The following is a 26,382-nucleotide window of genomic DNA, read 5'->3' as shown; positions in this document are numbered from 1 at the left end:
ACCGCAGGAACCGCCTGGGCTGCAACCACTTTTCACTTCTAACAACGAGCTCCGCCATGCAAGCCCTCTGGATGTTGGCCGCCGCCTTCTTCTTTGCCACCATGGCGGTCTGCGTCAAGTTCGCCTCGGTGTATTTCAACAGCGCGGAACTGGTGTTTTACCGCGGCCTGCTGGGCATGTTTTTCATGTGGGCGCTGGCCCGCACACGTGGCGTGACGCTGGCCACCCGGTATCCCGGCATGCACATGTGGCGCAGCCTGGTCGGCGTGATCTCGCTGGGCGCCTGGTTTTACGCCATCGCCCACCTGCCGCTGGCCACGGCCATGACGCTGAACTACATGAGCAGTGTCTGGATCGCCACCTTTCTGGTCGGCGGCGCGCTGCTGATGGGCTTGCTGCCAGCGCGCGGCGGCCGCGCGGCACGCGAAGCGGCAAACGTGGGTGCCGAACGCAGCGAAGGGCCGCCCCAAGCAAGTTCAGCCCCCTCGGGGGGCAGTGCAGTACGCGAAGCGACAAGCGTGGGGGTCACATTCAGCCAGGGGCCGCTGGTGCTGACGGTGATCACCGGCTTCATCGGGGTGGTGATGATGCTGCGACCGACGATAGAGCAAAACCAGGCCTTCGCCGGCCTGATCGGCCTGATGTCCGGCCTGCTGGCCGCCTTTGCCTACATGCAGGTGATGGCGCTGGCACGGGTCGGCGAACCCGAAACCCGCACGGTGTTTTATTTCGCGGTCGGCTCGGCCGTCGCCGGCGGCCTGGGCATGCTGGTGGCCGGCATCTCCGAGTGGCACTGGAAGCCGGCGCTGTGGCTGATCCCCCTGGGCGTGCTGGCCTCGCTGGGCCAGCTGTGCATGACGCGGGCCTACAGCATGGCGAAAACCCGCAGTGCCACGCTGGTGGTGGCAAACTTGCAGTACTCCGGCATTGTGTTTGGCGCGATCTACAGCCTGGTGCTGTTTGGCGACCGGATTCCGCTGCTGGGCTGGGCCGGCATGGCACTGATTGTGGCCAGCGGCATCGCGGCCACCGTGCTGCGCGCCCGGGCCGCGCCGGGCGCCCCTGCAGAAGAACATTGAATCGATTTCACGGGCTTATTTTCAACCGGAGCCACCATGTACGCCACCCTGATTTCCCCCGGACAGTTGCAGGCGCTGATGGCCAGCCACCAGTCCTGCCGGATCTTTGACTGCAGCTTCGACCTGATGCAGCCACAGGCTGGCAAACAGCTGTACCTGCAGGCGCACATACCGGGCGCGGTCAATGCCAACCTGGACACCGACCTGAGCGCCAAACACGGCGTGCCCGGCGCCCACGGCGTGCTGACCGTGCACAGTGGCGCGGACCAGCCCGCTTCCGGCGGGCGCCACCCGCTGCCGAACCGCGAAAAATTTGCCACCTGGCTGTCCAGCGTGGGTTTCAGCAACGACATGCAGGCCGTGGTGTATGACCGCAATGGCGCCAACTACTGCGGCCGCCTGTGGTGGATGCTCAAGTGGGCCGGCCACGAGGCGGTGGCCGTGCTCGATGGCGGGCTGCAGGCCTGGCAGGCCGCAGGCGGTGCGGTCAACCGCGGCGAAGAGCCTTCGCACTTCCAGTCCATCTTTTTCCCCGGCCCGGAAAAGGCGCTGCTGGTTGACGGAAAAACGGTGGCCGACCACCTCGGACAGCTTGGCCAAACCCTGGTGGATGCCCGCGCTCCGGCACGTTTTCGCGGCGAGGTCGAGCCGCTGGACCCGGTGGCCGGCCACATTCCCGGCGCGCTGAACCGGCCCTTCAGCGACAACATCGGTCCCGACGGCAGGTTCAAGCCTGCCGAGCAGTTGCGGGCAGAGTTTGAAGTGCTGCTGGCGGGCCGCGACCCGGCCGGCGTGGTGCACCACTGCGGCAGTGGCGTCAGTGCCGTGCCCAACCTCCTGGCCATGGAAATTGCCGGCCTGGGGCGCACCGGCCTCTACGCCGGCAGCTGGAGCGACTGGTGCAGCGACCCCGGCCATCCCGTGGCCCGGGGCTGAGGCCGCCAACAAATAATCAATCGCTGGCGACTGTGCCGTGCTTTAGTATTCGTCAGACCTGCACCCCGCCATGCCCAACACCTCCTCTTCTCACGAATCCACCGGCCAGCTGGCTGCGGCGCTGATCGAAAAACGCTACTCGCGCGGGCTGCGCTCCCTGTTGTTGATGCTGCTGGCCAGCCTGCCGATGGTGCTGGGCCTGTCGCTTGCCCAGGAAAGCGGCGACGTGCAAATCATCGTGATCGCCCTCGCGCTGGCACTGACCGCGCTCGGCTACTGGCTGCTGCACCGCGGGCACTACCTGTGGACCAGCTACCTGCTGGTCTATTGCCTGATCGGCCTGTCGGCGGCGGGCATGGTGGCCTACGGATCGGTCCGCAGTGCGCTGCTGCTGGGTTTTGTCGGCGCCGTGATTGCCGCCGGAATGATGCAGGGGAAAAAGTCCCTGGTCTCCGCGGTGGTGGTGAGTGCCCTTGTCCTGGGGCTGCTGAGCTGGGCCGAACAGGCCGGCCTGCTGATCAAGCCCGATTTCACGGTGAACCTGCGGTTCTGGCTGGTCAATGTCCTGCTGCTCACCGGCATTGCCGGCAGCGTGTACACCAGCCGCCAGGTGGTGCTCCGCGCACTGCGCGAACAACATGCCGAACTGCGCCGGCGCGAAAAGGCCGAAGACGAACTGCGCCTGAGCGAAGACCGCTTCAGCCGCATTTTTCGCAACAGCCCGGCGGCCATCATCGTGCAGGACGCCGACACCATGACGGTGCTCGACGTCAACCCTGCTTTCGAACGCCTCTACGGCTACACCCGCGAGGAGTCACTGGGCGGCAACGATGCGATGTTGTGGGACAAACCCGATGCCCGCAAGAATTTCCTGCGCCAGATGCGCGCGGCGAACCGGGCAATCAATCTTCCGGTTGAGGGGCGCACCAAGGACGGCAGGCTGATCAACATCCTGCTGTCGTCCGAGATCGAGGGCGTGAGCAAGGGACGCATCGTGGTCTCCACCATCACCGACGCCACCGCCGAAACCCAGGCCAGGCTGGCAGCGCGCCAGTCGGCCGAACTGTTCTCCAAGGCTTTTGATTTCAGCCCCATCAACATGACCATCACGCGGGTGTCCGACGGCACCTTCCTGGCCGCCAACGCTGCGGAAGACCGTATCCACGGCTTTGAGCCGGAAGACCTGGTGGGGCGCACATCGATCGAGATCGGGGTCTGGCCCAGCGAAGCAGAACGCAGGCAGTTTGTCCAGGACCTGCAGGCCGGTGGGCGGGTGCTGAGCCGCGAAATGCAGATGCGCCACAAAAACGGCAGCATGGTCGACTGCCGGGTCTGGTCGGCGATCATCGACATCGCCGGCGAGCCCTGCATGCTCAACTCGACCATCAACATCAGCGAGCAAAAGCGCCGGGAAGCCCAGCTGATCGACGTCGCCAAAGCCCTGTCGAGCGGCACCGGCGAAGCCTTCTTCCGTTCCGTGGTCCAGCATCTGGCCATGGCCATCGGCGCGGATCTGGTGATTGTGGGCGAAACCATGGCGGACCAGAGTGTCGCCTCCCTGGCCATGGTTCAGGACGGCAAGCTGCAGCCCGACATCCGGTATGCGCTGGCCGGCACCCCCTGCGACAAGGTCCTCAGCCAGTCCGACCTGTGTGTCTACAACGAGGGCGTGCAACAGCTTTTTCCGCACGACCGGGTCCTGACGGAGGGCAACTTCCACGCCTACATCGGCGCGGCACTGTGCGATGCCGATGGCACCCCCATCGGCATCGTCAATGCCTTGTGGCGAAAGCCCCAAGCCCGCTCCGCCGACCGGGATGCGTTGATGCAGATTTTTGCCAGCCGCATCACGGCCGAACTGGTGCGGCTGCGGCGCGACCGTGAAATTTCGCGCTTTAACGAAACACTGGAGCAGCGTGTCAACGAGCGCACCGAGCAGCTCATGGCGACCAATGCCGAGCTGGAGTCTTTCGGTTACTCGGTGTCGCACGACCTGCAGTCCCCGCTGCGCAGCATCGAGGGATTCAGCGTGCTGCTGGCGCGCCGCCTCAAGGGCCGGCTCAGCGACGAGGAGCAACGCCTGTTCGACCGTGTCCGGGTCAACGTGGTACGCATGCACGAACTGATCAGCGACCTGCTGGCGCTGGCCCGCGTCAGCAAGGGAAAGCTGGTGCTGGAGGATGTGGACCTCAGCGTCATGGCGCAGCAGGTGGTCCTGCAGGAAAGGCAACGCGATCCGCAGCGTCCAGTGCAGGTCACGATCCAGCCCGGCATCCGCGGCCGCTGCGACAGCAAACTTGCACGCATCATCCTGGAAAACCTGATCGGCAACGCCTGGAAATACTCGCGCCAGCAGTCGGAAGCGACCATCGAGTTCGGCCTGCTGCCGACGCGCGAGGGCGGGCGCAAGATGCTGTTCGTGCGCGACAACGGCGCGGGCTTCAACATGGAGTATGCCGACAGCCTGTTCAAGCCCTTCCACCGGCTGCACCATGACACCGAATTCGAAGGCAGCGGCATCGGACTGGCCACCGTGCACCGCATTCTGGAGCGGCACGGCGGCCTGATACGCGGCGAGTCATCCGAGGGCAAAGGCGCGTGTTTCTATTTCTCCTTCGATCCCCGCGTCGGCGCCACCACGGCCTGAACGCCGCGGCAAACCTTCAGGGCAGACCCCGCGGGGCGCGGTCGCCGCGGCGCCGCCTCAGGCGGGCACCTCATCCTTGGCCAGCAGTTCCTGTTTGAGCGCCTTCAGGTCGGCAACCATGGCCTTGAGGTCCATGTCGCTCTTGCGGGCTTTGGGGAACATCTCTTCACGCTCTTCTTCCACGTGGTGGTCGATGTATTCGCCGAGCACAATCACCTTGGCGTCGAACAGTTCTTCGTCCGCATCCATGCCCGAAATCTGCGCAATCAGGTCCTTGGCGCTGGCATGCTCGACCTCGGCTTCGTTGAGCAGCGCGTCGTCACCGATGGCCTCGCGTGCCGCGGGGTAGAAGATCTGTTCTTCGATGTCGGCATGCACGGTCAGCTCCTTGCAGATCCTGTCGGCCAGCGCCTTGCGCTCGTCGGCGGTCGCCTTGGCTTCGCTGAGTTTCTTGAACTGGGTGAACAGCTTCTTGACGGCAATGTGGTCGGCATCGAGCAGATCGACGGCATCGTTCATCTTGGGGGGTGCTTTGCTCATGGTGGGCTTCCTGGTGATGGTTGGTTGGTCACTCACAGCACCGGCGGTGCTGCATGCATGGCGGACGGCCAGACACAAAAACGACTCTAGGCAGCGCTCCGCTGCGCCGGTGTCAGACACCGTTGATGTGTTTGTAGGACAGCACGAAAGTGACAAACCGTTGCAGTTGCGGCTGCGGTTTGTCCTGTCGCCGGAATCTGAAGGCGTTGGCACGCCGTCGCCGGGTGGCCTGGTCTGGTGACTTGCTGCCCATCACCGGCAGCATCGGCACCTGAATCCGTGCGACGGCGACTTTACGCATCAAATCGGGCTTCAACCCTTGTCCAACAAGAGCAAGCAGCTATCAATAAAGTAGCGCAGGGGAGGTGCTACGATTCGCGCACCCTGCACTCTCCCGTGAACACCCATGACCAGCACGCTGGACGTCGTAACTTTTGGCGAAGCCATGATGCTGCTGGTGGCCGACCGGCCGGGCCCGCTCGAAGACGCCACCTCTTTTTACAAACACACGGCAGGCGCCGAAACCAATGTGGCGATCGGCCTGGCGCGCCTGGGCCTGAAGGTTGGCTGGGCCAGCCGGCTGGGCACCGACATGATGGGCCGCTACCTGATACGGGCGATGTCGGCCGAAGGCATCGACTGCTCGCAGGTGGTGCTCACGGCGGCGCAGCCCACCGGCTTCATGATCAAGGGCAGTGTGCTGGACGGCAGCGACCCGCCGGTCGAATACCACCGCCAGGGCTCGGCCGCCAGTCACATGACCATCAGCGACATCGACGAAGCCTGGCTGCTGTCGGCGCGGCACCTCCATGCCACCGGCGTGTTTCCCGCCATTTCGGCGACCACCCTGCCAGCCGCGCGCCGGAGCATGGACCTGATGCGCGGCGCCGGACGCAGCGTGTCGTTCGACCCCAACCTGCGCCCGACGTTATGGGCCACGCCCGGACAGATGCGCGAGGCCATCAACGACCTGGCCGCGCGGGCCGACTGGGTGTTGCCTGGCCTCGAAGAGGGCCGTTTCCTGACCGGCGAAACCACGGCCGAAGGCATTGCCGCTTTTTATCGCGAGCGGGGCGCTGCGCTGGTGGTGGTGAAGCTGGGCGCCGACGGCGCCTGGTTTGACAGCGCCGGCGCCGGCACCGGGCATGTACCGGCTTGGCCGGTGGCCAAGGTGGTGGACACGGTGGGCGCCGGTGACAGCTTTGCCGTCGGCGTGATCAGCGCCCTGCTGGAGGGACGCCCTGTTCTGGAAGCTGTCCGGCGCGGCGCCTGGATAGGGGCGCGCGCCGTGCAGGTGGCTGGCGACAGCGAGGGCCTGCCCACCCGCGCACAACTGGCGCAAGCCGGACTCTGACAGCCCGCGCGCGCCAGCGGCTACATCGGCAGCGGTGTGGGCTGCACCTGGCCGGGGTTGGGCGGGGTGGCGATGGGTTGCACCGGCTCGGGCGGTGGCACGTTGGGGTCGGTCGCCACGGCTACTCCCTTTCCAGTTTAACGGCGGGGGATGGCTCCACCGGTTTGTCGAGATCACGAATCATGCCCTCGCCTTCCAGGTCGCGGCCGTCGGACGGAATGTCGCGCTCGTTGCCGATCTCGGGCTCTTCCGTTGGCAGCGCAAGCGCCGTGTCATTGGCCGCCTGGTCCACCGCCGGATTGCGCTGCGGCGTGCCGCTCGGGTCCACCGGCAGCGGCGGCGTGGGGTCGTCGTTGCTGTCGTCGCCCGGCGTCACCGCCGGTTCTTCTGGCGCCTCTTCCTCGGGAAGGGCATTCGGTTCGGCATGCATCTCAGAACCCTCCCAGCGTCAGCGGCACGGTCTCGGTCACCACAGCCGCTGCCGCCGCCATGCTGGCGCAGACGGTGGTGAGGTAGGCGATGTAGGCCGCGGCGATGCGGCGGGTCCGGTGGGGTTTGAAAGGTGTTGGCGTCAGCAGTTTCATGGCAGCGTCCTCGAAGAATGCCTCCATGATGGCCGCACCCGGGCGCCGCGCCTATAGGCTGCGATGCCTTCTACCTGTCAGTGTCCGGCTGACAGGGCTGGCCCGTCGGCAGACAAAGGCCGCCAGCGGTTCAATACGACGAATGCGCCAGCCCGCTAACCAGCGTGACCAGCGCAATGCCCACGCCCAGCCAGGCAATCTGCGCCAGCGTTTCACGGGCCGTCAGCCGTTTTTGCAGTTGCGGAATCAGGTCGGCCAGCGCCACATAGACAAAGCTGCTGGAGGCCACCACCAGGAAAAAGGGCAGCCAGTCGTGCAGCATGTCAACCAGCGCGTAACCGACCAGTCCGCCCAAGGCCGTCACGGCACCGGCCAGCGACACCTTGATCAGGGCCATGCTGCGGTTGCCGGAGGTATGGCGCAGCACCACCAGGTCACCCATGTGGTGCGGCACTTCATGCGCCAGCACGGCCAGCGCGGTGATCACCCCCAGGCGCATGTCGGCAACGAAGGCGGAGGCAATCAGGATGCCGTCACCAAAGGCATGCACGCTGTCGCCGGTCAGCACGGCCCAGCTGCCTGATCTGGCGGGCTGACCGTGGTGGTGGTGGTGGTGGTGAAGATGCTGTTGGCCGGGCTGCAAGGAACCGGGCGCGGTGTCGACGTGTTCAGCGCGCCCGGAGTTGCCCGATCGCAGCGGCGCGATCAGATAGTCCACCTGCTGCGGGCTCTTGGGGTCATGGTGCTCATGGCCGTGGTGGTACAGCTCGGCCTTGTCGAGCAGAAAGAAAAACACCAGCCCGACCAGCAAGGTGGCAAACAGCTCCTGCGCGCCGGCCTGGCTCTCGAAAGCTTCGGGCAGCAGGTGCATGAAGGCGGTCGCCAGCAACGCACCAGCGGCCAGGCTGAGCATGTGGTTGGTGTAGCGGGCCAGCACGCCAAAGCTGAGCAGCGCCGCCAGCCACACGCTGCCGATGCCGGCGGCCAGGGTGCCGGTCAAAATTGCTATCAATGTCATAGCTGCTCACGCCCGATCTATATGGGCTGAAGCCCGAAAAGGTTGTAAAAACTCGCCCGAAACGCAAAAAAGCCGCCGCACATTGCTGTGGGGCGGCTCCGTGCCGGGCGGGCTTGAGTTAAGCGACGCCGTTGGCCTTGAACCACGCCAGAGCGCGTTTCCAGCCGTCTTCTGCCGGCTCCTTGCGGAAGCTCGGCCGGTAGTCGGCGTGGAAAGCGTGCGGGGCATCAGGGTACACCACAAACCGCGAGGCCTTCGCCGCGGCACTGCCGCCAGCAAGGGCCGCTTTCATCTTATCAACCGTGTCAAGGGGGATGCCGCTGTCCTGCCCGCCATACAGGCCGAGCACCGGGCCGTTCAGGATGGGGGTGATGTCGATCGGGTGTTTGGGCGTGAGCGGCGTGCTGGCACCAACCAGGCGGCCGTACCAAGCCACACCCGCCTTGACGCCGGGGTTGTGCGCGCTGTACAGCCAGGTGACGCGGCCACCCCAGCAAAAACCGGTGATGCCCACCTTGGCGGTGTCGCCGCCGTTGGCGCCCGCCCACTTCACGGCGCCGTCCAGGTCGGCCATGACCTGGGCGTCAGGCACCTTGGCGACGACCTCGGCCATCAGCTTGGCCAGTTCGCCAAACTCTGCCGGATCACCCTGGCGGGCATACAGCTCGGGCGCAATGGCCAGGTAACCGGCCTTGGCCAAACGGCGGACGGTGTCGGCAATGTATTCATGCACGCCAAAAATTTCCTGGATCACCAGGATCACGGGCAGGCCGGTTTTGCCGGCCGGCGCGGCGTAATAGGCCGGCACCTTGAAACCATTGACTTCAAACGAGGTTTCGCCGGCCTTCAGGCCCTCGGCAGACGTCTTGATCGCGGTCTGCGCCATGATGGGCAGGGCCGTGGCGGCATAACCGACGCCGAGTGCTGCCTTGAGCGCCGTGCGGCGGGTCGCCCCGTTCTCGTTGCTTTGGCCGGGGAGCAGGGAATCAAACTCGGATTTCTGGTCGCTGTTGAGCATGGCGGTTTTCTCAATGTCTGGGTTGAAGGGGCGTGAACAAAACGCGTTGAGTCTATGCGGTCGCATAAATTCCTGCTGGTGCGAGGAAATACCACGAGGTATTCCCTGCCGCCCACCGCGTCTCGGCCATGCGCCCCCTGCCCTCGCCTCCAATCGGGCTCACACAATCTTGACGCTGAGTCCGGGCAAACCGTCGATGTGGCATTCGATCACGTCGCCCTTGACCACCGGGCCGACGTTTTCCGGTGTACCGGAATAAATGATGTCGCCGGGAAACAGCTCGAAGGCCTCGGAGAGCCTGGAGATCTGCTCGGCGACCGACCAGATCATGTGGTTGAGCGTGGCCTGCTGCTTGGTCTGCCCGTTGACTTTGAGCCAGATCGCACCCTTGGTGTAGTGGCCGGTCTGCGCCACCTTGTGGATCGGGCCGATGGGCGCCGAGCGGTCAAAACTCTTGCCGATCTCCCAGGGCTTTTTCTGGTCACCCATGCCGCGCTGCAGGTCGCGCCGCGTCATGTCCAGGCCCAGGGCGTAGCCGTAAACGCAGTCCAGCGCCGCACTCATGGGGATGTTGCGCCCCCCCTTGGACAGGGCCGCCACCAGTTCGACCTCATAGTGGTAGTTTTTGGTCAGGCTGGGATAGGGATGGTCAGCCACGGCGCCGGGCGCCACCGCCTGAATCGCATCCGTCGGTTTCTGGAAAAAGAAAGGCGGCTCGCGGGTCGGATCCGAGCCCATCTCGATCGCGTGGGCCGCGTAGTTGCGGCCTATGCAATAAATGCGGCGCACCGGAAACATCTCGCTGCTGCCGGCAATCGGCACATAGGTGCCGGGCACGGTGAACGGCGTGGCCGGGGTGTTGGCCGCCGTGCCCGGGGTGGCGCAGCCGACCACCGCGCCTGCGGTCATCAGGACGCCGGATTGCAGAAGGCCGCGTTTGCTCATGTCGGTGATGTTGGAGGTGTTTTTCATGTTTGTCTCCTTGGGTGTGGTCAGTGTCTGTCTCGACCGCAAGCTTAGGCCGCGCCCGGGACTGGCGTGCAGACGCAATTACGCATTTACCGGACGATTCAATGCAACACGCGCAGGAGATCAGGCCGCGCCGGAGATCCTGGCGCGCACGCCATCGCGAAAGGCGCGGGGGGTCTGGCCAAAACGCTGCCGGAAGCGCCGCGCGAAATAGGCTTCGTCCACAAACCCCGAAGCATGCGCGATGCTGGCGATACGCTGGCTGCTGTGGGTCAGCAGCTCTTGCGCAAACTCCAGGCGCCGCTCGGTCACCAACTCGGTAAAGGTCTTGCCCGTTTCCTTTTTGAGCAGGTGCGCCAGGTAGTTGGGCGACAGGAAAGCCGCGGCGGCCACATCGGCCAGGGTGATCTCGCCGGCCAGGTGCTCACGGATGTAACGCACTGCCCGCTGCAGGCCGGCACGCCGGCTGCCCAGTTGCGCCTGGCTGGCAGAAAAACGCAGCAGGTCGGCTTCGAACTTGCGGCAGACCAGCGCGATCAGCTGCAGCATCAGGCCGCGGATCATCTCGACCGAACCGAAACGGCGGTTGGCATTTTCCAGGGCGAGCTTGCCCAGCAGTCTCTCGATGTCGGAAAACTCTTCTTCCGTGAAATAAAAGTCGGCGTACTCCTGAAACAGGAAAGGCGCCAGCTCTGGCGCACGGCTCAAGGGCACGTCTTCCAGGTCCAGCGGGTCCACGTCGAGACCGGGCCGCAAAAATTGCTGGGCCATGTTGATGATGATGTAACGTGAACCTTCGGGGTGCGGGATCACATGCACGCGGTAAGGCAGGATGAAACTCAGGTAGCCGCGCCGGAAGGGCCGCACGGTCCCGGCCACGTTCTGCTCGGTGTCGCCCTGCAGGCTGATCTGGATCTGGAAATAATCATGCCGGTGCGGCCTGACCAGCGGCGGGCGCACCAGCTGGGAACGGATGTCGAAATCGAGGTGGTCGGCACGCTCGGACATGCCGTAGGTCTTGATGTCGGTCATGCCGCCTGTCCCTGCGGCTTCAGTGCGCCTTTTCCCAGTTCGGGCCGATGCCGATCTCGGCCAGCAGCGGCACCTTGAGGTCCGCCACCCCGGCCATCAGGCGCGGAATTTCGTGGCGCACCCATTCGACCTCGGCCTCGGGCACTTCGAACACCAGTTCATCGTGCACCTGCATGATCATTTTGGTGGCGCGCTTTTCGGCATCGAGCACGTCCTGCACCTTGACCATGCTGAGCTTGATCAGGTCGGCCGCCGTGCCCTGCATGGGCGCGTTGATGGCCTGTCGCTCCGCCGCCTTTTTGCGCGGCCCGTTGCCACCGTTGATTTCCGCCAAGTACAGGCGCCGGCCGAAGACGGTTTCGACGTAGTGGTGCTCCCGGGCAAACACCACGGTCTGCTCCATGTAGTTTTTCACGCCCGGATAACGCTGGAAATATTTGTCGATGTAGGCAGCCGCGGCCTTGGTCTCGATGCCCAGGTTGCGCGCCAGGCCGAAGCTACTCATGCCGTAGATCAGGCCGAAGTTGATGACCTTGGCATAACGGCGCTGCTCGCTGCTGACCTGGTCAAGTGCCACGCCAAACACTTCGGCGGCGGTCGCGCGGTGCACGTCCAGGCCGTCGGTGAAAGCGCTCAGCAGCGCGTCGTCGCCGCTCAGGTGGGCCATGATGCGCAGCTCGATCTGCGAGTAGTCGGCGCTGGCGATCACACTGCCGGCGGGCGCCACAAAAGCCTCGCGCACGCGCCGGCCCTCCGGCGTGCGCACCGGGATGTTCTGCAGGTTGGGGTCGTTGCTGGACAGCCGCCCGGTGACGGCGACGGCCTGCGCGTAATGTGTGTGCACCCTGCCGGTACGCGGCAGCGCGAGCTGAGCCAGCTTGTCGGTGTAGGTGCCCTTGAGTTTGGAGAGCGAGCGATGCTCCAGCAGCTTGGCCGGCAGCGGGTAATCCTCGGCGAGTTTTTCCAGCACCTCCTCGTCGGTGCTGCGTGCGCCGGTGGCGGTCTTCTTGACCACCGGCATGCCCAGCTTGTCAAAGAAGATCTCGCCCAGCTGCTTGGGGCTGCCCAGGTTAAAGGGTTGACCGGCAATCTCGTAAGCCTCGGCTTCGAGTTGCAGGATGCGCGTGCCGAGCTCGCCGCTCTGTTTGGCCAGCGTCGGGGCGTCGATCAGCACGCCATTGCGCTCGATACGGTACAGGGCTTCGCTGCTGCGCATTTCCAGTTCGTAGATGAAACGCAGTTTGTCGTCGGCCTGCAACTGCGGCCAGAGCACGCGGTGCACGTCCAGGGTCTGGTCCGAGTCCTCGCACGAGTATTCGGCGGCCTTGGCAATGTCGACCTGGTTGAACTTGATCTGGTGCGCGCCCTTGCCGCACAGGTCTTCGTAGTTGATGCCGCTGCGGCCCACATGGCGCTCGGCCAGGCTGGCCAGGCCGTGCGGCTTGTGGACTTCCAGCACATAACTCTGCAGCATGGTGTCGTGGGCGTAACCCTGCACCTCGACGCCGTGGTTGGCAAACACATGGCGGTCGTACTTGACGTGTTGTCCGAGCTTGGCTTTGGCCGGGTTCTCCAGCCAGGGTTTCAGGCGCGCCAGCACCTCGTCGCGCGGCAGCTGCGGCGGCGCATCGGGGTAGTCGTGCGTCAGCGGGATGTAGGCGGCCTCGCCTGGCGTGACGCTGAAACTCAGGCCGACGATCTGGGCCAGCATTTCGTCGAGCGAGGTGGTTTCGGTGTCGACCGCCACCAGCTCGGCGGCTTCGATTTTTGCCAGCCAGGCCTCGAACATCGCCCAGTCCAGCACGGTGTCGTAACGCAGGTTGGTGGCCCGTTCGGCCAGCGGCGTCGCCAGAAAGGCCGGCTCGTCAAACAGCCCCGGCTCGTCGGATGAGGCCGCAGCAGCGCGGCCCTGGCGGTGGGTTTCGGGTCCGGCCGGCAGCTCGGCCGGCGCATTCTGGGCGTCTATGCTGCGGACCAGGCCCTTGAAGCCATATTTGTCATAAAAAACCTTCAAAGCCTCCGTCTGCTGGGCGCCGACAGCTATGGATTCCATAGCAGGCAGGCCCTCGATGTAATCCTGCAGTTCGCAGTCTTTCTTGATGGTCAGCAGCTCGCGCCCTTTGGGCAGCCAGCTAAGGGCCTGGCGCAGGTTGTCGCCGACCACACCCTTGATCTCGCCGGCACGCGCCACCAGCGCGTCGAGCGAGCCGTATTCGAGCAGCCATTTCACCGCCGTCTTGGGGCCGACCTTGGGCACGCCGGGCACGTTGTCCACCGCATCGCCGACCAGGGTCTGGTAGTCCACCATCAGGCGCGGCGGCACGCCGAACTCTGACTCGACGCCGGCCAGGTCGCGCCTGCGGTCGTTCATGGTGTCGATCACCGTGATGTTTTCATCGACCAGCTGGCTCAGGTCCTTGTCGCCGCTGGAGATGATGACTTCAATGCCCTGCTGCGAGGCCATGCAGGCCAGCGTGCCGATCACGTCGTCGGCTTCCACCCCGGGCACGTCCAGCACCTTCCAGCCGAGCAGGCGCACGACCTCGTGGATCGGCTCGACCTGGCTGCGCAGGTCGTCGGGCATGGGCGAACGCTGGGCCTTGTACTCGGGGTACAGCGCATCGCGAAAAGTCGGGCCCTTGGCGTCGAACACACAGGCGGCGAAGTCGGCGCGCACATCCTTGCGCAGCTTCTGCATCATGTTGATCATGCCGCGGATGGCGCCGGTGGCCGGGCTTTGCGGGTTGCCGGGGTCGGCGCGCAGATCGGGCATCGCATGGAAAGCGCGGTAGAGATAGCTGGAGCCATCCACCAGCAGCAGTGTTTTTTTGTCGGTGCTCATGGCCCCGATTGTCACCGTTTTGCCAGCCCTATCCACGGGGGTGCCGGCCCCCTACAATGCAGGCATGCAACACCCTCTTTGCTCCCTTCTGTTCGCCGCCACGGCTGCTCTGGCCTGTGCCCCCGTGCTGGCCCAGACGGCGGCGCCTGCCCCGGCAGCGGCAGCGGCACCTGCGCAAGCACTGCCGCCCGGCACCAACCCCGTCAGCAGCCGGCCCGAGCCGGCCATCCAGCGCATCCGCACGGAAGACGCCGGTTCGCGCATCGACGAAGTGCGCGTGGGTGGCGAGACACAAAGCATCACCGTGCAGCCCAAAGCCAATGTGCCGGCCTACGAGGTCCTGCCCTCCGACACCACCAAGGGCGGCGGCACCGCCCCGTCCACCTCGGGCGCCGGCAGCACCGGCAAACGTGTCTGGAACGTGCTCAAGTTCTAGTTTTTCCCTTTAGTTTCAGTCTCCGTTTCAGGCATGGCCGTTTACACCGAAGTCTCGTTTGACGAGGCCGCTCCCCTTTTGCATTCGCTCGGTCTGGGGCAGTTGAAGACCCTGGGCCCCTGCTCGGGCGGCATCGAAAACACCAACTATTTCGCTGACACCGATCAGGGCCGCTACGTCCTGACGCTGTTCGAACGCCTCGGTTTCGAGCAGTTGCCGTTTTACCTCTACCTGATGCAGCATCTGGCGCAGCGCGGCATTCCCGTGCCTGAACCCCATGCCGCGCTGACGGCCAGCGCCGGCAGCTGGCCCGGCGACATCCTGCACAAGCTCAAGGGCAAGCCTGCCGCCGTGGTGGACCGCCTGCGCGGCCGCAGCGAACTGGCGCCCACACCTGCCCACTGCGCGGCGGTGGGCGACATGCTGGCGCGCATGCACCTGGCGGGGCAGGACTTCGACCGCCAGCAGGGCAACCTGCGCGGCCTGGCCTGGTGGAATGAAACCGTGCCGGTGGTCCTGCCCTACCTCAGCCCCGAACAAAGCAGCCTGATCCGCTCCGAACTGGCCTACCAGAACCATGTCGCCGCCTGCTCGGCCTGGCAGGCGCTGCCGCGCGGCCCGGTGCATGCCGACCTGTTTCGCGACAACGTGATGTTCGACGGCGAAGGCAGCGGCCTGCGCCTGACTGGTTTTTTTGATTTTTACTTTGCCGGCTGGGACGCCCTGCTGTTCGACATCGGCGTCAGCCTCAACGACTGGTGTGTGGACCTGGCCACCGGTGAACGCGACGCAACGCGCACCGCGGCCTTCCTGGCGGCTTACCAGGCCGTGCGTCCCCTGAACGCCCAGGAACGCAGCCTGCTGCCGGCCATGGAGCGCGCCGGCGCCCTGCGTTTCTGGATCTCGCGGCTGTGGGACTTTTACCTGCCGCGCGAAGCCGCGCTGTTGCAGGCGCACGACCCCGGCCATTTTGAACGGGTGCTGCGCCAGCGCGTGGCCCATCCTTGCCGCCTGTCGGCCTGACCCCGTGGCGCCACGCGCAGCCCCAGGGCGGCCGGCCCGAAAAAGTAGCCGCAGGGCCCGCGTTTTTGCAGCAAACTGCCTGCAGTGTTCACTGAGCCCGCACACTCAGCGCCGTCCATTGAACCTCAACCACCCCGAACCCCTCAACCTGCAACCCAAGCAATGAAACTAAACATCGTTCCCGCGCGTACTGGCATTACATGGGTCAAACTCGGCATACAAACCTTCTTCAAGCAGCCGCTGGCGCTGGCCGGCCTGTTTTTCATGTACATGGCGGCGGCCACGCTGGCATCGCTGATTCCCTTCGTTGGCGTGGTGCTGGCGCTGGCCATCGTGCCGGCGGCCACCCTGGGCCTGATGGCCGCGACGCTGGAGGCCACCAAGGGCCGTTTTCCCATGCCCGCCATTCTGGTCAGCGCCTTCCGCGCCGGCCGGCAGCGCGCCCGCGCCATGATGGTGCTGGGTTTTCTGTATGCGGCCGCCTGCCTGCTGATTGTTTCCGTGGTGCCGCTGTTTTTCGATGTGCCGGTCAGCCGCGAAAGCGCCCTGGCACCCGAAATGCAGGGGGTGATGCTGACCATCATGGCGCTGTACCTGCCGGTCTCCATTCTGTTCTGGCATGCGCCCGCGCTGGTGCACTGGCATGGCGTGACACCGGTCAAGAGCCTGTTCTTCAGTGCCGTCGTGTGTTTCAGGAACGCCGGCGCCTACGCGCTGTTCGGCCTGACCTGGATGGTGGTGCTGATGCTCATCGGCCTGGCCGTGAGCCTGCTGGCCGGCCTGCTGGCCAGCCCCGAGGCTGCGGCGGCGCTGGTCATGCCGGCCGCCCTGCTGATGGCCGCGATGTTTTCCAGCTCGCTGTATTTCACCTTCCGCGACAGTTTTGATGCCACCCCGCCTGACACCCCCGTCAACAACGACAACAACCCCACCCCAGGAGACACGCCATGACACAGCACCTGCTGCAAGGCCGGCAAGAAAAGGAAATCCTGTGGTTCCAGAGGCGTGACGCGCTCAAGGCCGCCGCGGCCTGGGTGGCCATGGGGGGCCTGCCGGCCGCGATGGCGCAGCAGCGCAGCAACATCGTGCAGCTGACCGGCGACGCCACCCTCAACGGCAGCCGCCTGAGCCCGGAGCACACGATCCAGACCGGCGACGTGATCCAGACCGGACCGGGCGCCAACCTCGTGTTTGCGATCGGCAACTCGGCCTTCCAGGTGCGCCAGAACTCACGCCTGTCGGTGGAACGCGGCACGACGCTCAATGCGGTCAGCCTGCTGCGCCTGGTGACCGGGGCGGTGGCCAGCGTCTGGGGCAAGGGCGTGAACCGCGCCATCGTCATGCCGACCCTGACCGCCGGCATACGCGGCACCGGCGTGTATGCCGAAATTTTTGCCGACCAGGGCAACCGCAACTATTTCTGCAACTGCTATGGCACGGTGGACCTGGACGCGGGCCGCGACAAACACGTGTCCCGGGCGCAATACCACCAGTCGTTCTGGGCTGATGCCGAACCCCGCGAAGGACGTTACCTGTCACCCGCGCAGGCGCTGAACCACACCGACGAAGAACTGGAATTCCTGGCCCGCCTGGTGAACCAGCGCACCGCCTGGCAGGTCGCCGGCCGAAAAGGCGTCAAGGACGGCCGCGGTCAGATGGGCTACTGAACCCGGACCGCCTCACCAGGCGTCGCCGGAAGCGTTCTGCAGCCGGCGCACCAGCGCCACCAGCTGAGGCCGCACCTCGTTCATCAGGAATTGCGGCGAGAGCTTGAAACCCGGCCCGCCGCAATTAACCACCATCACCGAACGCCCGCTTCCCGGACGGAATGCCGCGGCGATGGCGTTGACGTCTTTCTGCCACTCGCCAAACGAGGCGCAGCAGCCGTGCTCGCGGTAGTGCGCCAGGGCCAGTTCCAGCGCGTCCCGGGTCTGCGGCCAGGCTTTTTCGTCCTGGGCCCGGATGCGTTCCATCAGCGCACTGCGCTCGCTGTCGCTGCAGCCGGCAAGGTAGGCACGACCCATCGCCGTGCTGGGCAGCGGAATGCGTGAGCCGACGTCCAGGCTCAGCGTGAGGGCCGATTCGCTGCGGCAGTTCTCGACATAAATCATGCTCAGGCGGTCGCGTATGCCCAGCGACACCATGGCCTGCGAGCTGTCGGCCAGCTCCTGCATCATGGGCCGCGCCAGCTGGCGCATGTCCATGCGGGCCAGCATGGCGCTGCCCAGCGCCAGCACCGCGCTGCCGAGCCGGTAGCCCGGGTTGCCGTTGCCGTCCTGGGCATGTTCAAGGTAACCCTGTTTGGTCAGCGTGTAGGTCAGGCGTGAAATGGTGGACTTGGGCAGGCCGCAGCGGCGCGCCAGTTCCTGGTTGCCCAGGGTGCGGTCACGCGAACGGAAGGCACCGAGCACGTCCAGGCCACGTGCCAGCGCGGTCACAAAATGCCGGTCTTCCTTGGCGCCGCCGACAAGAGGCCTGGCCAAAGCGGCTGATTCTGAAGTGAGTACTTTTTTCATATTGTTCTGCTATGCGGAATATAAGTATCTTATCAGTTCATGTCGCTTGTGCGACTAATTTCCGCAAACTCTCCAATGAGATACGGGATTTCCTTAGCATCGACTGGATGTGATGGTCGCACAATCCCCCAGCATTGCAGTCTGTCAATTCTGCAATGCAGAATACAGAAAACATAACAGCAACGAGGAGAACTTCACATGTCGCGCAAGAAAATTCATGTCCTGGCGCTGGCCCTGAGCCTGGCTGCCACCCTGCTTCCGGCGCAGGCCGCACCCGGCCGGGAGGACCTGGTGATCGGGCAGGTGGCGCCGCTGACCGGCACCATCGCCGGGACCGGCAACGAATACGTGGCCGGCGGGGCGGCCTATTTCGCCTGGGTCAACGACAACGGCGGCATCTACGGCCGCAAGATCCGCGTCACGCTCAAGGACGACAGCTACAAGCCGGACCAGACCCTGGCCCTGACGCGCCAGCTGCTGGCAGAGGACAAGCCGCTGGCCCTGTTCGGTTTTGTCGGCACCGGCAATGTGCTGGCGCTGAACAAAAACAAGGTGCTCGAAGAAGCCGGCATCGCCCTGCTGGCGCCCTACACCGGCGCGCAGGACCTGCGCGAGCCGATGAACCCGCACATCTTCCATATCCGCGCCAGCTACACCGACGAAACCGCGCGCATGGTGGAGCACCTGCACACGATCGGCCTGCGCCGCTTTGCCGTGATGTACCAGGACGACCCGTTCGGCAAAAGCGGACTGGCCGGTGCGGAAACCGCGCTGCAGAAACTGGGCCTGCAGGCGGTGGCCAAGGGCGGTTATGACCGCACCAAGCCCGAGGAAGTCGATGCGGCGATCGCCGCCATTGCCCCGGCCAACCCCGACGCCATCATCATGGTCTCGGTCAACCGGGCGTCGGCCGCCTTCATCAAGAAAATGCGCGCCCAGGGCAGCAAGGCCAGGCTGTTCAGCATCTCGGTGGTGAACTTCAAGGAACTGCTGAAAAACGCCGGCGAGGATAACGCGCGCGGCATCGGCATCTCCCAGGTCATGCCTTACCCTTACTCCACGCTGGCACCGGTGGCGCGCGAGTTTCAGACCCTGATGGCCAAGTACCAGCCCGGCAAGGTGGTGTCCTATGCCAGCATGGAGTCCTTCATCGCGGCCAAGATCCTGGTCGAAGCGATCCGGCGTTCCGGTGCCGACCCGACCCGCGCAAAAATCATGGGCCAGCTCGAAAAAATGAACAGCTACGACGCCGGCGGCTTCAAGGTGAGCTTCTCACCGGAAAACCGCGTTGGCTCAAAATTTGTGGAAGTGACCGTGATCGGCCGGGACGGCAAGCTGCTGCGATAACGGTAGCTCTCTCTTGCAAGCCGGGGCCGCTGAACCGGCCGACCGCAGTGACTCTTCAATCAAGCCGGGGCCGCGGATCTGGCTCTGCCAGTCCGCAGGCGCAGCGGCCCCCTCGGGGGGCAGGGAGTTACACGAAGTGAACGACCGTGGGGGCCTTACAAGACCGGGGTCAGCTTGGCGACGCTCAGGGCCAGCCACTTCACACCATGCCGCGTGAAGTTGATCTGCGCCCGCGCGTCGTCGCCGCTGCCTTCGAGCATCATGACCTTGCCCTCACCGAACTTGTTGTGAAACACGTTCATGCCGTTTTTCAGCCCGTGCGCCGGTGCATCGCGCTGCACCGGCACCGCCGGGTTGGGAAACCGGTCCCCGCCCTGATTTTTTGAAGCAAAAGCGGCCTTGGCCCAATCGCCACGGGCGCCACCAGCTCCTGAATTCGTAGCACCCCAGGCACCGCTGCCGCCGCCGTAAGCCGACGAGAAGCCCTGGTTTTTCGGTGTGATCCATTTGAGCGCCGCCTCCGGCAACTCGTCGAAGAAGCGGCTTTTGAGGTTGTAGCGCGTCTGGCCGTGCAGCATGCGCGTCTGCGAGTGGCTCAGGTACAGGCGCTGGCGCGCGCGTGTGATGGCCACGTACATCAGGCGGCGCTCTTCCTCGATGCCGCCGGCATCGCTCAGGGAATTTTCATGCGGGAAGATGCCGTCTTCCAGGCCGGAGATGAACACGCAGTCGAACTCCAGGCCCTTGGAGGAATGCACGGTCATCAGCTGCACCGCGTCCTGGCCGGCCTGCGCCTGGTTGTCGCCCGACTCGAGTGCGGCATGCGTCAGGAAGGCGGCCAGCGGTGACAGCGTCTCGCCGGTTTCCTGATTCGGTGCCAGCAGTTCCGGCAGCGGCTCGTCGGCCAGCGGCGCGGACAGGTCCAGCCCCTGGCTGGCCGGCGATTGCGACAGCGGCGCGCCCAGTTCATCGACCGGCAAGGCCACGGCATCGCGCCCGAAACCTTCCATGCTGACGAAGGATTCGGCGGCGTTGACCAGCTCGCCCAGATTCTCCAGCCGGTCCTGGCCCTCTTTCTCGAGCTTGTAATGCTCTTCGAGCCCGCTGTGCTGCAGCACCAGCTCGATGATCTCGCGCAGACTCAGGCCCGGCGTCTGCTCGCGCAACACATCGAGCTTGGCGACAAAGGCCCCGAGGTTGGCGCCGGCCTTGCCGGGCACGGCACTGACCGCGTCATGCAGCGAGCAGCCCGAGCTGCGTGCGATGTCCTGCAACTGCTCGATGCTGCGCGCACCAATGCCGCGCGGCGGAAAGTTGACCACGCGCATGAAGCTGGTGTCGTCGTTCGGGTTCTCGATCAGGCGCAAATAGGCCAACGCGTGTTTGATCTCGGCGCGCTCGAAAAAGCGCAGGCCGCCGTAGACGCGGTAAGGAATGCCGTTGTTGAACAGCGCGGTTTCCATGACCCGGCTTTGCGCATTGCTGCGGTAGAGCAACGCAATTTCCTTGCGCGCCATGCCGCCCCGCACCAGCTCACGCACCTCATCAACAAACCACTGCGCTTCGGCAAAGTCGGACATGGCTTCGAAGACGCGCACCGGCTCGCCGGGGCCGGCCTCGGTGCGCAGGTTTTTCCCCAGGCGCTTGCTGTTGTGGCTGATCAGTTCGTTGGCCGAATCGAGGATGTTGCCGAAGCTGCGGTAATTGCGCTCCAGCTTGATCTGGTGCTGCACATGGAACTCGCGCACGAAGTCGGCCATGTTGCCGACCCGCGCGCCGCGGAAGGCGTAAATGCTCTGGTCGTCGTCGCCGACCGCGATCACCGAGCCGCCTGGCATGGCACCGGGGGCGGCATCGTCGCCCTGGCCGGCCAGCATCTTGATCCAGGCGTACTGCAGCTTGTTGGTGTCCTGGAACTCGTCGATCAGGATGTGCCGGAAACGCCGCTGGTAATGCTCGCGCACCGGTGCGTTGTCGCGCAGCAACTCGTAGCTGCGCAGCATCAGCTCGCCGAAATCGACCACACCTTCGCGCTGGCACTGCTCTTCGTACAGCGCGTAGATCTCGGCCTTCTTGCGCGTCTCCTCGTCGCGCACCACGACATCTTTCGCACGCTGCCCGTCTTCCTTGCAGCCGGCGATGAACCACATCAGCTGCTTGGGCGGGAAACGTTCGTCGTCGATGTTGAACTGCTTGCACAGGCGCTTGATCGCCGAGAGCTGGTCCTGCGTGTCCAGGATCTGGAAGGTCGAGGGCAGGTTGGCCAGCTTGTAGTGCGCGCGCAGGAAACGGTTGCACAGGCCGTGGAAGGTGCCTATCCACATGCCGCGCACATTGACCGGCAGCATGGCCGACAGTCGCGACAGCATTTCCTTGGCGGCCTTGTTGGTAAAGGTCACCGCCAGAATGCCGCCGGGCGAGACCTGCCCGGTCTGCAGCAGCCAGGCGATGCGGGTGGTCAGCACGCGGGTCTTGCCGGAGCCGGCGCCGGCCAAAATCAGTGCATGCTCGTTAGGCAGCGTCACGGCGGCGCGTTGCTCGGGATTGAGGTTTTGCAGAAGTGGGGAATCGTAGGGGGCAGCTGGAGACATATATAGACGTATTGTAGGAAGCGGGCCGCGGCACCGGTGCACCATGATCGCTACCAGGCGCACCACGATCTTCCGCAAGCCGCTGCCCATGCACGGAATCAAGCCAATCCGGGGCCGTTTTACCGCTCCAACGGCTGGCACAGCTTTTGCTCAGCATAACTTGTCATAACGAGTTGGATCCCCATGAGCACAAAAATGGTTCCCGGCGGTTTGCGCGCAGTGGACTCGGGCCTGCCGCCCCCTCCGCCAGCAGGCGACATACAGCCGCTGTCGCCAACGCCGCTGTATGCGCAGATCAAGGACATCCTGCGCGCCCGCGTGCTGGATGGCACCTACCAGCCACACCAGCAAATGCCCTCCGAGAGCGAGATGATGGCGATGTTCAATGTCAGCCGCATCACGGTGCGCCAGGCACTCAACGATTTGCAGAACGAAGGCCTGATATTCCGCATCCATGGCAAAGGCACCTTCGTCTCCAAGCCCAAGGCCTTTCAGGACCTGGGCCGACTGCAGGGTTTCGGCGAGGCGATGCGGCAAATGGGTTACGAGACCTTCGCGCGGGTCATCTCGATCCGCAGTGTCGTGCCCACGGCGCAGGTGCAAGAGCATCTGCACCTGCCCAGGCGCGCGCGCGTGACCGAGCTGCAGCGGCTGCGATTTCTCAATCGCGAGCCCATCTCGCTGGACATCACTTATCTTCCCGCGGCCATTGGCACACGACTGGCCAAGGAAGACCTGGCCACGCGCGACGTATTCGTCATTCTGGAAAACGACTACGGGCTCTCTCTCGGACATGCCGATCTGCAGATCGGTTCGGCCCTGGCCGACGAGAACCTTGCCATGCAGCTGCGCGTGGAAGAAGGCTCGCCGGTGCTCGTCATCGAACGCACCACTCACACCAGCGACGGCACACCAATCGATTACGAGCATCTGTATTACCGCGGCGACGCCTTCCAGTACAAGGTGCGCGTGGATCGCGCCCCTGTCCAGCATGCATGAACCCTTGAACCGAACACGAAAGGAAAACATGAACACGATCGAACTTGAGTACGACATTGTGGTGGTCGGCGGCGGCACCGGCGGCCCCATGGCCGCGGTGAAGGCCAAGGAAAAGAACCCGAAGCTGCGCGTGCTGCTGCTTGACAAGGCCAACGTCAAGCGCAGTGGCGCCATTTCCATGGGAATGGATGGCCTCAACAACGCGGTGATTCCCGGTCACGCCACGCCCGAGCAGTACACCAAGGAAATCACCGTGGCCAACGATGGCATCGTGGACCAGAAGGGTGTGTATGCATACGCGGCCAATAGTTTTTCGATGATTGAAGAGCTCGACAGGTGGGGCATCAAGTTCGAGAAAGATGAAACCGGCGACTACGCCGTGCGCAAGGTGCACCACATAGGCAGTTACGTGCTGCCCATGCCGGAAGGTCACCACATGAAGCGCGTGTTGTATCGCCAGCTCAAAAAAGCGCGCGTGGAAATAACCAACCGCGTCGTAGCCACCCGGTTGCTGACGGGGCCAGGCGGCGAGATCACGGGTGTGATGGGTTTCGACTGCCGCACCGCCGATTTTTATGTCATCAAGGCCAAGGCCGTGGTGATCTGCACGGGGGCCGCTGGTCGCCTGGGCCTGCCGGCCTCGGGCTACATGTTCGGCACCTACGAAAACCCGACCAACACTGGCGAGGGTCATGTGATGGCCTATCACGCGGGAGCTGAGCTCACCAACCTGGAATGCTTCCAGATCAACCCCTTGATCAAGGACTACAACGGGCCTGCCTGCGCCTACGTGACAGGGCCATTCGGCGGCTATACCTCCAACAACGCGGGCGAGCGCTTCATCGAGTGCGACTACTGGAGCGGCCAGATGATGATGGAGTTCTTCAATGAACTTGAAGGCGGCAAGGGCCCGGTCTTCCTCAAACTCGACCACCTGGCCGAGGAAACGATCTCCGAAATCGAGCACATCCTGCACACCAACGAGCGGCCCAGCCGGGGCCGCTTCCACGAAGGACGTGGCACCGACTACCGCAAGAGCATGATCGAGATGCACATCTCGGAGATCGGCTTCTGCAGCGGCCACAGTGCATCGGGCATCTGGACCAATGAGCGCGGAGAGTGCTCCATTCCCGGACTGTATGCGGCCGGTGACTGCGCCAGCATTCCGCACAACTACATGCTGGGCGCTTTTGTGTACGGCAAGTTTTGCGGCGAGAACGCAGCAGATTACGTGTCGGGCGCGACCGCGTCACACATTGACAACGACCGGGTGCAGGCAGAACGTGCGCGCATTGCCGCGCCGCTTTCACGAAGCGAAGGTCCGACGCCGTTTCAGATCGAATACAAGACCCGGCGCGTCGTCAACGACTACCTGCAGCCGCCCAAGGTTACCCGCAAGATGGAAATCGGCCTGCAGCGCTTCGACGAAATTCGCGAGGACCTGGACCACATGATCGCGCAGGACCCGCACGAATTGATGCGTGCGATGGAAGCCCACACCATCCGCGACTGCGCCGAGCTGGCCGCGCGCGCATCGCTGTTTCGCACCGAGAGCCGCTGGGGCCTGTATCACCTGTGCGTGGACCACCCCGAGAAGGACGATGAAAACTGGTTCTGCCACACCAACGTCACCAGCGACGGCAACGGCAATGCGAAATTCCGAAAACGCGAAGTAGAGCCCTACGTGGTCGAACTCAACGATCAGGAAAAAGCGGCCTACCAGCGTCTGCGGGTGGCCAGCCCGGCGACCGCCAAGGCCGCATAAGCCCATCTCATCTATCAAGGACCTGCCATGACCATAACCATCACACGCACCCAGGCGCCCGTTGTTGTCGATGAAGAAAAGTGCATCGCAGACAAGGGCTGCACCGTCTGCGTCGACGTTTGCCCGCTTGACGTGCTGGCTATCGATTTCGTCAAGAACAAGGCATTCATGAAGTTCGACGAATGCTGGTACTGCATGCCATGCGAGAAGGACTGTCCGACCGGGGCCGTCCACGTCAACATTCCCTACCTCGTGAGGTGACCATGGCCAACCCTGTTCAACTCAGCATTCACGAGCGTTTGCGTAGCGAGGATGCAGCGGTACGCCGCGTGGCGGTTATCGACTTGCCTTACACCGACGGGGAGGACGACGTGGCGCCGCTGCTGACCGCGGCGCTCGGCGACACTGATCCCCATGTGCGGCTTGAAGCCGCCAAGGCACTTGAGGGCTTCGAGGACATGGAAGTGCTGGAGGCTTTGGTGCCGCTGCTCAAAGACAGTGATGCGGCCGTGCGCGATGCCGTGGCTTATACGCTCGCGGAACTCAAACAGCCGGGCTCGGCCACGCCCCTTCTGCCCTATCTGGTGGATGCCGATCCATCCGTTCAGGCGGCTGCACTGCATGCCGTCAAGGCTTTGCGGGTCGTAGAGGCCTTCGAGCCGGCCATGCAGGCTTTGTCCCACGCTGATGCAGCGGTTCGGCGTGAGGCAGTCGGTGTGCTGGGTTACCTCAAACTCCCGCAGGCCATTGCCGCGTTGACGCAGGCAGCGGCCCATGATCCGGAATCCGAGGTGCGGAGGGTGGCGGTCGGGGCCTTGGGATATGCCAGCGAGTCGACAGAAATCAGCGTTCACCCCGCGCTAAGCCGTGCCCTGGCGGACAGCGCCTGGCAGGTGCGCGAGGAAGCAGCCACCACCTTCGGTAAAACGCGCTCAATGCTGGGCGTGCCGGATCTGATCGACGCGATGGAAGACGCGTATTGGCAGGTCCGTGTGAAGGCCGCGCGCAGCCTTGGCAAGCTCAAGGCGCGTGCAGCCGTTCCGGTACTGGGCCAAGCCACCACGCACGAGGTGAGCAACCTGCGCAAAGAGGCCGTCATCGCCCTGGGTGAGGTAGGCGACTCGCGCGGAATTGCACCGCTGGAGCGCGCCCTGAAGGACAGTGACCCGGACGTACGGAAGCTGGCCAAGCTCGCACTGACGTCCATTCAGATGAACGGTGCTCCCGGAGTTGCAGCATGAGCCCCCTGGTTTGGAGCTACACCGCTGCCTCGCCCACGGGTGGGGCATGCGCCTCCCTCCGGACGGCCCGACGGGAGGCATCATGACCCACGTCGTCACCCAGGCCTGCATTCGCTGCAAATACACCGACTGCGTCGCGGTCTGTCCGGTGGAATGTTTTCACGAAGGTCCGAATTTTCTGGTGATCGATCCGGGCGTGTGCATTGACTGCGGTGTGTGCATTCCCGAGTGTCCGGTCGAGGCCATCGTCGAAGAAAAAGACCTGCCGTCCGACCAGTTCGAATATGTGGCATTGAACGTCGCGCTGGCCGCCAAATGGCCAGTCATCACCGCATCGCGCGAACCTTTGGCGGATGCCGACGACTGGGCCGAACGTAAAGACAAAAGGGCCTTATTGGAAGAAAACGCCTGAACGGCGAAGTAGACGACGAACTGGTATCGAAAT

25 protein-coding genes are annotated in these 26,382 nt (G+C 64.3%); 14 read left to right on the top strand and 11 right to left on the bottom strand.

What is annotated here, in order from left to right:
• Positions 1–56 precede the first annotated feature (56 nt).
• From B7G52_RS13605 to B7G52_RS13595, 3 genes are all read left to right on the top strand, one after another.
• Positions 57–1,079, top strand: coding sequence for a DMT family transporter (locus B7G52_RS13605; RefSeq protein ID WP_096698107.1), 1,023 nt, complete (start codon positions 57–59; stop codon positions 1,077–1,079).
• A 36-nt stretch (positions 1,080–1,115) separates the two neighbouring features.
• Positions 1,116–2,015: a sulfurtransferase gene (locus B7G52_RS13600; protein ID WP_096698106.1), complete on the top strand. Its 900-nt coding sequence runs from the start codon at positions 1,116–1,118 to the stop codon at positions 2,013–2,015.
• 70 nt (positions 2,016–2,085) lie between these two features.
• On the top strand, positions 2,086–4,662 hold the full coding sequence (locus tag B7G52_RS13595) for a PAS domain S-box protein (RefSeq protein WP_096698105.1): 2,577 nt from the start codon (positions 2,086–2,088) through the stop codon (positions 4,660–4,662).
• 57 nt (positions 4,663–4,719) lie between these two features.
• On the opposite strand, the gene B7G52_RS13590 is transcribed toward B7G52_RS13595, so the two are convergent.
• Together B7G52_RS13590 and B7G52_RS13585 are read right to left on the bottom strand one after the other, a co-directional pair.
• A complete protein-coding gene (locus B7G52_RS13590; RefSeq protein ID WP_096698104.1) occupies positions 4,720–5,202 on the bottom strand; it encodes a hemerythrin domain-containing protein in 483 nt (160 codons plus the stop codon).
• 112 nt (positions 5,203–5,314) lie between these two features.
• Positions 5,315–5,503, bottom strand: coding sequence for a hypothetical protein (locus B7G52_RS13585; protein WP_096698103.1), 189 nt, complete (start codon positions 5,501–5,503; stop codon positions 5,315–5,317).
• A gap of 105 nt (positions 5,504–5,608) precedes the next feature.
• On the opposite strand from B7G52_RS13585, the gene B7G52_RS13580 reads away from it, so the two are divergent.
• Positions 5,609–6,556: a sugar kinase gene (locus B7G52_RS13580; protein ID WP_096698102.1), complete on the top strand. Its 948-nt coding sequence runs from the start codon at positions 5,609–5,611 to the stop codon at positions 6,554–6,556.
• A gap of 121 nt (positions 6,557–6,677) precedes the next feature.
• Here B7G52_RS13580 and B7G52_RS13575 read toward each other — a convergent pair whose 3' ends face one another.
• From B7G52_RS13575 to polA, 7 genes are all read right to left on the bottom strand, one after another.
• Positions 6,678–6,986, bottom strand: coding sequence for a hypothetical protein (locus B7G52_RS13575; protein WP_096698101.1), 309 nt, complete (start codon positions 6,984–6,986; stop codon positions 6,678–6,680).
• Between the two features lies 1 nt (position 6,987).
• Complete coding sequence (locus tag B7G52_RS13570) at positions 6,988–7,167, bottom strand: hypothetical protein (RefSeq protein ID WP_096698100.1); 180 nt, start codon at positions 7,165–7,167, stop codon at positions 6,988–6,990.
• A 103-nt stretch (positions 7,168–7,270) separates the two neighbouring features.
• On the bottom strand, positions 7,271–8,158 hold the full coding sequence (locus B7G52_RS13565; protein WP_096698099.1) for a ZIP family metal transporter: 888 nt from the start codon (positions 8,156–8,158) through the stop codon (positions 7,271–7,273).
• Between the two features lie 118 nt (positions 8,159–8,276).
• Complete coding sequence (locus B7G52_RS13560) at positions 8,277–9,176, bottom strand: dienelactone hydrolase family protein (protein ID WP_096698098.1); 900 nt, start codon at positions 9,174–9,176, stop codon at positions 8,277–8,279.
• A gap of 159 nt (positions 9,177–9,335) precedes the next feature.
• Entirely contained in the window at positions 9,336–10,148 is an 813-nt protein-coding gene (locus tag B7G52_RS13555; RefSeq protein ID WP_096698097.1) for a fumarylacetoacetate hydrolase family protein, read from the bottom strand.
• 120 nt (positions 10,149–10,268) lie between these two features.
• Positions 10,269–11,177, bottom strand: coding sequence for an AraC family transcriptional regulator (locus B7G52_RS13550; RefSeq protein ID WP_096698096.1), 909 nt, complete (start codon positions 11,175–11,177; stop codon positions 10,269–10,271).
• A 19-nt stretch (positions 11,178–11,196) separates the two neighbouring features.
• Entirely contained in the window at positions 11,197–14,019 is a 2,823-nt protein-coding gene (gene polA, locus B7G52_RS13545) for a DNA polymerase I (protein WP_096698095.1), read from the bottom strand.
• A gap of 64 nt (positions 14,020–14,083) precedes the next feature.
• Here polA and B7G52_RS13540 point away from each other — a divergent pair, with 64 nt between their 5' ends.
• From B7G52_RS13540 to B7G52_RS13525, 4 genes are all read left to right on the top strand, one after another.
• Positions 14,084–14,455, top strand: coding sequence for a hypothetical protein (locus B7G52_RS13540; RefSeq protein ID WP_096698094.1), 372 nt, complete (start codon positions 14,084–14,086; stop codon positions 14,453–14,455).
• 33 nt (positions 14,456–14,488) lie between these two features.
• Positions 14,489–15,478, top strand: a complete 990-nt coding sequence (locus B7G52_RS13535; protein WP_096698093.1) for a homoserine kinase — start codon at positions 14,489–14,491, stop codon at positions 15,476–15,478.
• Positions 15,479–15,640: 162 nt separating this feature from the next.
• Entirely contained in the window at positions 15,641–16,429 is a 789-nt protein-coding gene (locus tag B7G52_RS13530; RefSeq protein ID WP_096698092.1) for a BPSS1780 family membrane protein, read from the top strand.
• Entirely contained in the window at positions 16,426–17,145 is a 720-nt protein-coding gene (locus B7G52_RS13525; RefSeq protein ID WP_096698091.1) for an iron dicitrate transport regulator FecR, read from the top strand. The genes B7G52_RS13530 and B7G52_RS13525 overlap by 4 nt, the downstream gene beginning before the upstream one ends.
• Before the next feature lie 12 nt (positions 17,146–17,157).
• Here the strand turns inward: B7G52_RS13525 and B7G52_RS13520 are convergent, their stop codons facing one another.
• The gene (locus tag B7G52_RS13520; protein ID WP_096698090.1) at positions 17,158–17,994 is read right to left on the bottom strand and encodes an IclR family transcriptional regulator; all 837 of its coding nucleotides are present in this window, start codon (positions 17,992–17,994) and stop codon (positions 17,158–17,160) included.
• Between the two features lie 198 nt (positions 17,995–18,192).
• Here B7G52_RS13520 and B7G52_RS13515 point away from each other — a divergent pair, with 198 nt between their 5' ends.
• Positions 18,193–19,341 carry an ABC transporter substrate-binding protein gene (locus B7G52_RS13515; RefSeq protein WP_096698089.1) on the top strand — a complete coding sequence of 383 codons (1,149 nt, stop codon included), beginning with the start codon at positions 18,193–18,195 and terminating at the stop codon, positions 19,339–19,341.
• Positions 19,342–19,496: 155 nt separating this feature from the next.
• Here B7G52_RS13515 and B7G52_RS13505 read toward each other — a convergent pair whose 3' ends face one another.
• Positions 19,497–21,932, bottom strand: a complete 2,436-nt coding sequence (locus B7G52_RS13505; protein ID WP_170954770.1) for a UvrD-helicase domain-containing protein — start codon at positions 21,930–21,932, stop codon at positions 19,497–19,499.
• A gap of 195 nt (positions 21,933–22,127) precedes the next feature.
• Between B7G52_RS13505 and B7G52_RS13500 the strand changes: the two genes are divergently transcribed.
• From B7G52_RS13500 to fdxA, 5 genes are all read left to right on the top strand, one after another.
• Positions 22,128–22,931 carry a GntR family transcriptional regulator gene (locus B7G52_RS13500; protein WP_096698088.1) on the top strand — a complete coding sequence of 268 codons (804 nt, stop codon included), beginning with the start codon at positions 22,128–22,130 and terminating at the stop codon, positions 22,929–22,931.
• A gap of 28 nt (positions 22,932–22,959) precedes the next feature.
• Complete coding sequence (locus B7G52_RS13495) at positions 22,960–24,696, top strand: fumarate reductase/succinate dehydrogenase flavoprotein subunit (protein WP_096698087.1); 1,737 nt, start codon at positions 22,960–22,962, stop codon at positions 24,694–24,696.
• A gap of 27 nt (positions 24,697–24,723) precedes the next feature.
• Complete coding sequence (locus B7G52_RS13490) at positions 24,724–24,957, top strand: ferredoxin family protein (protein ID WP_096698086.1); 234 nt, start codon at positions 24,724–24,726, stop codon at positions 24,955–24,957.
• 2 nt (positions 24,958–24,959) lie between these two features.
• Positions 24,960–25,937 (top strand): HEAT repeat domain-containing protein, encoded by a 978-nt coding sequence (locus B7G52_RS13485; protein WP_096698085.1) that lies wholly within the window; start codon positions 24,960–24,962, stop codon positions 25,935–25,937.
• Positions 25,938–26,019: 82 nt separating this feature from the next.
• On the top strand, positions 26,020–26,349 hold the full coding sequence (gene fdxA, locus B7G52_RS13480; RefSeq protein WP_096698084.1) for a ferredoxin FdxA: 330 nt from the start codon (positions 26,020–26,022) through the stop codon (positions 26,347–26,349).
• Positions 26,350–26,382: the final 33 nt, after the last annotated feature.

The organism is Polaromonas sp. AER18D-145 (assembly GCF_002379095.1).
In the GTDB taxonomy this organism is placed as follows: Bacteria; Pseudomonadota; Gammaproteobacteria; order Burkholderiales; family Burkholderiaceae_C; genus Polaromonas.
Note: the sequence above shows the minus strand (reverse complement) of the source record. Positions and strands in the feature narration are given on the sequence as shown.

Bases quoted from the DNA above. Each gene is read 5' to 3' on its own strand.
- B7G52_RS13585 (WP_096698103.1), bottom strand. From the start codon at position 5,503: ATGCGTAAAGTCGCCGTCGCACGGATTCAGGTGCCGATGCTGCCGGTG.
- B7G52_RS13500 (WP_096698088.1), top strand. From the start codon at position 22,128: ATGGTTCCCGGCGGTTTGCGCGCAGTGGACTCGGGCCTGCCGCCCCCT.
- B7G52_RS13490 (WP_096698086.1), top strand. From the start codon at position 24,724: ATGACCATAACCATCACACGCACCCAGGCGCCCGTTGTTGTCGATGAA.
- polA (WP_096698095.1), bottom strand. From the start codon at position 14,019: ATGAGCACCGACAAAAAAACACTGCTGCTGGTGGATGGCTCCAGCTAT.
- B7G52_RS13570 (WP_096698100.1), bottom strand. From the start codon at position 7,167: ATGGAGGCATTCTTCGAGGACGCTGCCATGAAACTGCTGACGCCAACA.
- B7G52_RS13550 (WP_096698096.1), bottom strand. From the start codon at position 11,177: ATGACCGACATCAAGACCTACGGCATGTCCGAGCGTGCCGACCACCTC.
- B7G52_RS13495 (WP_096698087.1), top strand. From the start codon at position 22,960: ATGAACACGATCGAACTTGAGTACGACATTGTGGTGGTCGGCGGCGGC.
- fdxA (WP_096698084.1), top strand. From the start codon at position 26,020: ATGACCCACGTCGTCACCCAGGCCTGCATTCGCTGCAAATACACCGAC.
- B7G52_RS13575 (WP_096698101.1), bottom strand. From the start codon at position 6,986: ATGCATGCCGAACCGAATGCCCTTCCCGAGGAAGAGGCGCCAGAAGAA.
- B7G52_RS13520 (WP_096698090.1), bottom strand. From the start codon at position 17,994: ATGAAAAAAGTACTCACTTCAGAATCAGCCGCTTTGGCCAGGCCTCTT.
- B7G52_RS13605 (WP_096698107.1), top strand. From the start codon at position 57: ATGCAAGCCCTCTGGATGTTGGCCGCCGCCTTCTTCTTTGCCACCATG.
- B7G52_RS13555 (WP_096698097.1), bottom strand. From the start codon at position 10,148: ATGAAAAACACCTCCAACATCACCGACATGAGCAAACGCGGCCTTCTG.
- B7G52_RS13590 (WP_096698104.1), bottom strand. From the start codon at position 5,202: ATGAGCAAAGCACCCCCCAAGATGAACGATGCCGTCGATCTGCTCGAT.
- B7G52_RS13485 (WP_096698085.1), top strand. From the start codon at position 24,960: ATGGCCAACCCTGTTCAACTCAGCATTCACGAGCGTTTGCGTAGCGAG.
- B7G52_RS13535 (WP_096698093.1), top strand. From the start codon at position 14,489: ATGGCCGTTTACACCGAAGTCTCGTTTGACGAGGCCGCTCCCCTTTTG.
- B7G52_RS13595 (WP_096698105.1), top strand. From the start codon at position 2,086: ATGCCCAACACCTCCTCTTCTCACGAATCCACCGGCCAGCTGGCTGCG.
- B7G52_RS13580 (WP_096698102.1), top strand. From the start codon at position 5,609: ATGACCAGCACGCTGGACGTCGTAACTTTTGGCGAAGCCATGATGCTG.
- B7G52_RS13530 (WP_096698092.1), top strand. From the start codon at position 15,641: ATGAAACTAAACATCGTTCCCGCGCGTACTGGCATTACATGGGTCAAA.
- B7G52_RS13515 (WP_096698089.1), top strand. From the start codon at position 18,193: ATGTCGCGCAAGAAAATTCATGTCCTGGCGCTGGCCCTGAGCCTGGCT.
- B7G52_RS13525 (WP_096698091.1), top strand. From the start codon at position 16,426: ATGACACAGCACCTGCTGCAAGGCCGGCAAGAAAAGGAAATCCTGTGG.
- B7G52_RS13505 (WP_170954770.1), bottom strand. From the start codon at position 21,932: ATGTCTCCAGCTGCCCCCTACGATTCCCCACTTCTGCAAAACCTCAAT.
- B7G52_RS13600 (WP_096698106.1), top strand. From the start codon at position 1,116: ATGTACGCCACCCTGATTTCCCCCGGACAGTTGCAGGCGCTGATGGCC.
- B7G52_RS13565 (WP_096698099.1), bottom strand. From the start codon at position 8,158: ATGACATTGATAGCAATTTTGACCGGCACCCTGGCCGCCGGCATCGGC.
- B7G52_RS13540 (WP_096698094.1), top strand. From the start codon at position 14,084: ATGCAACACCCTCTTTGCTCCCTTCTGTTCGCCGCCACGGCTGCTCTG.
- B7G52_RS13560 (WP_096698098.1), bottom strand. From the start codon at position 9,176: ATGCTCAACAGCGACCAGAAATCCGAGTTTGATTCCCTGCTCCCCGGC.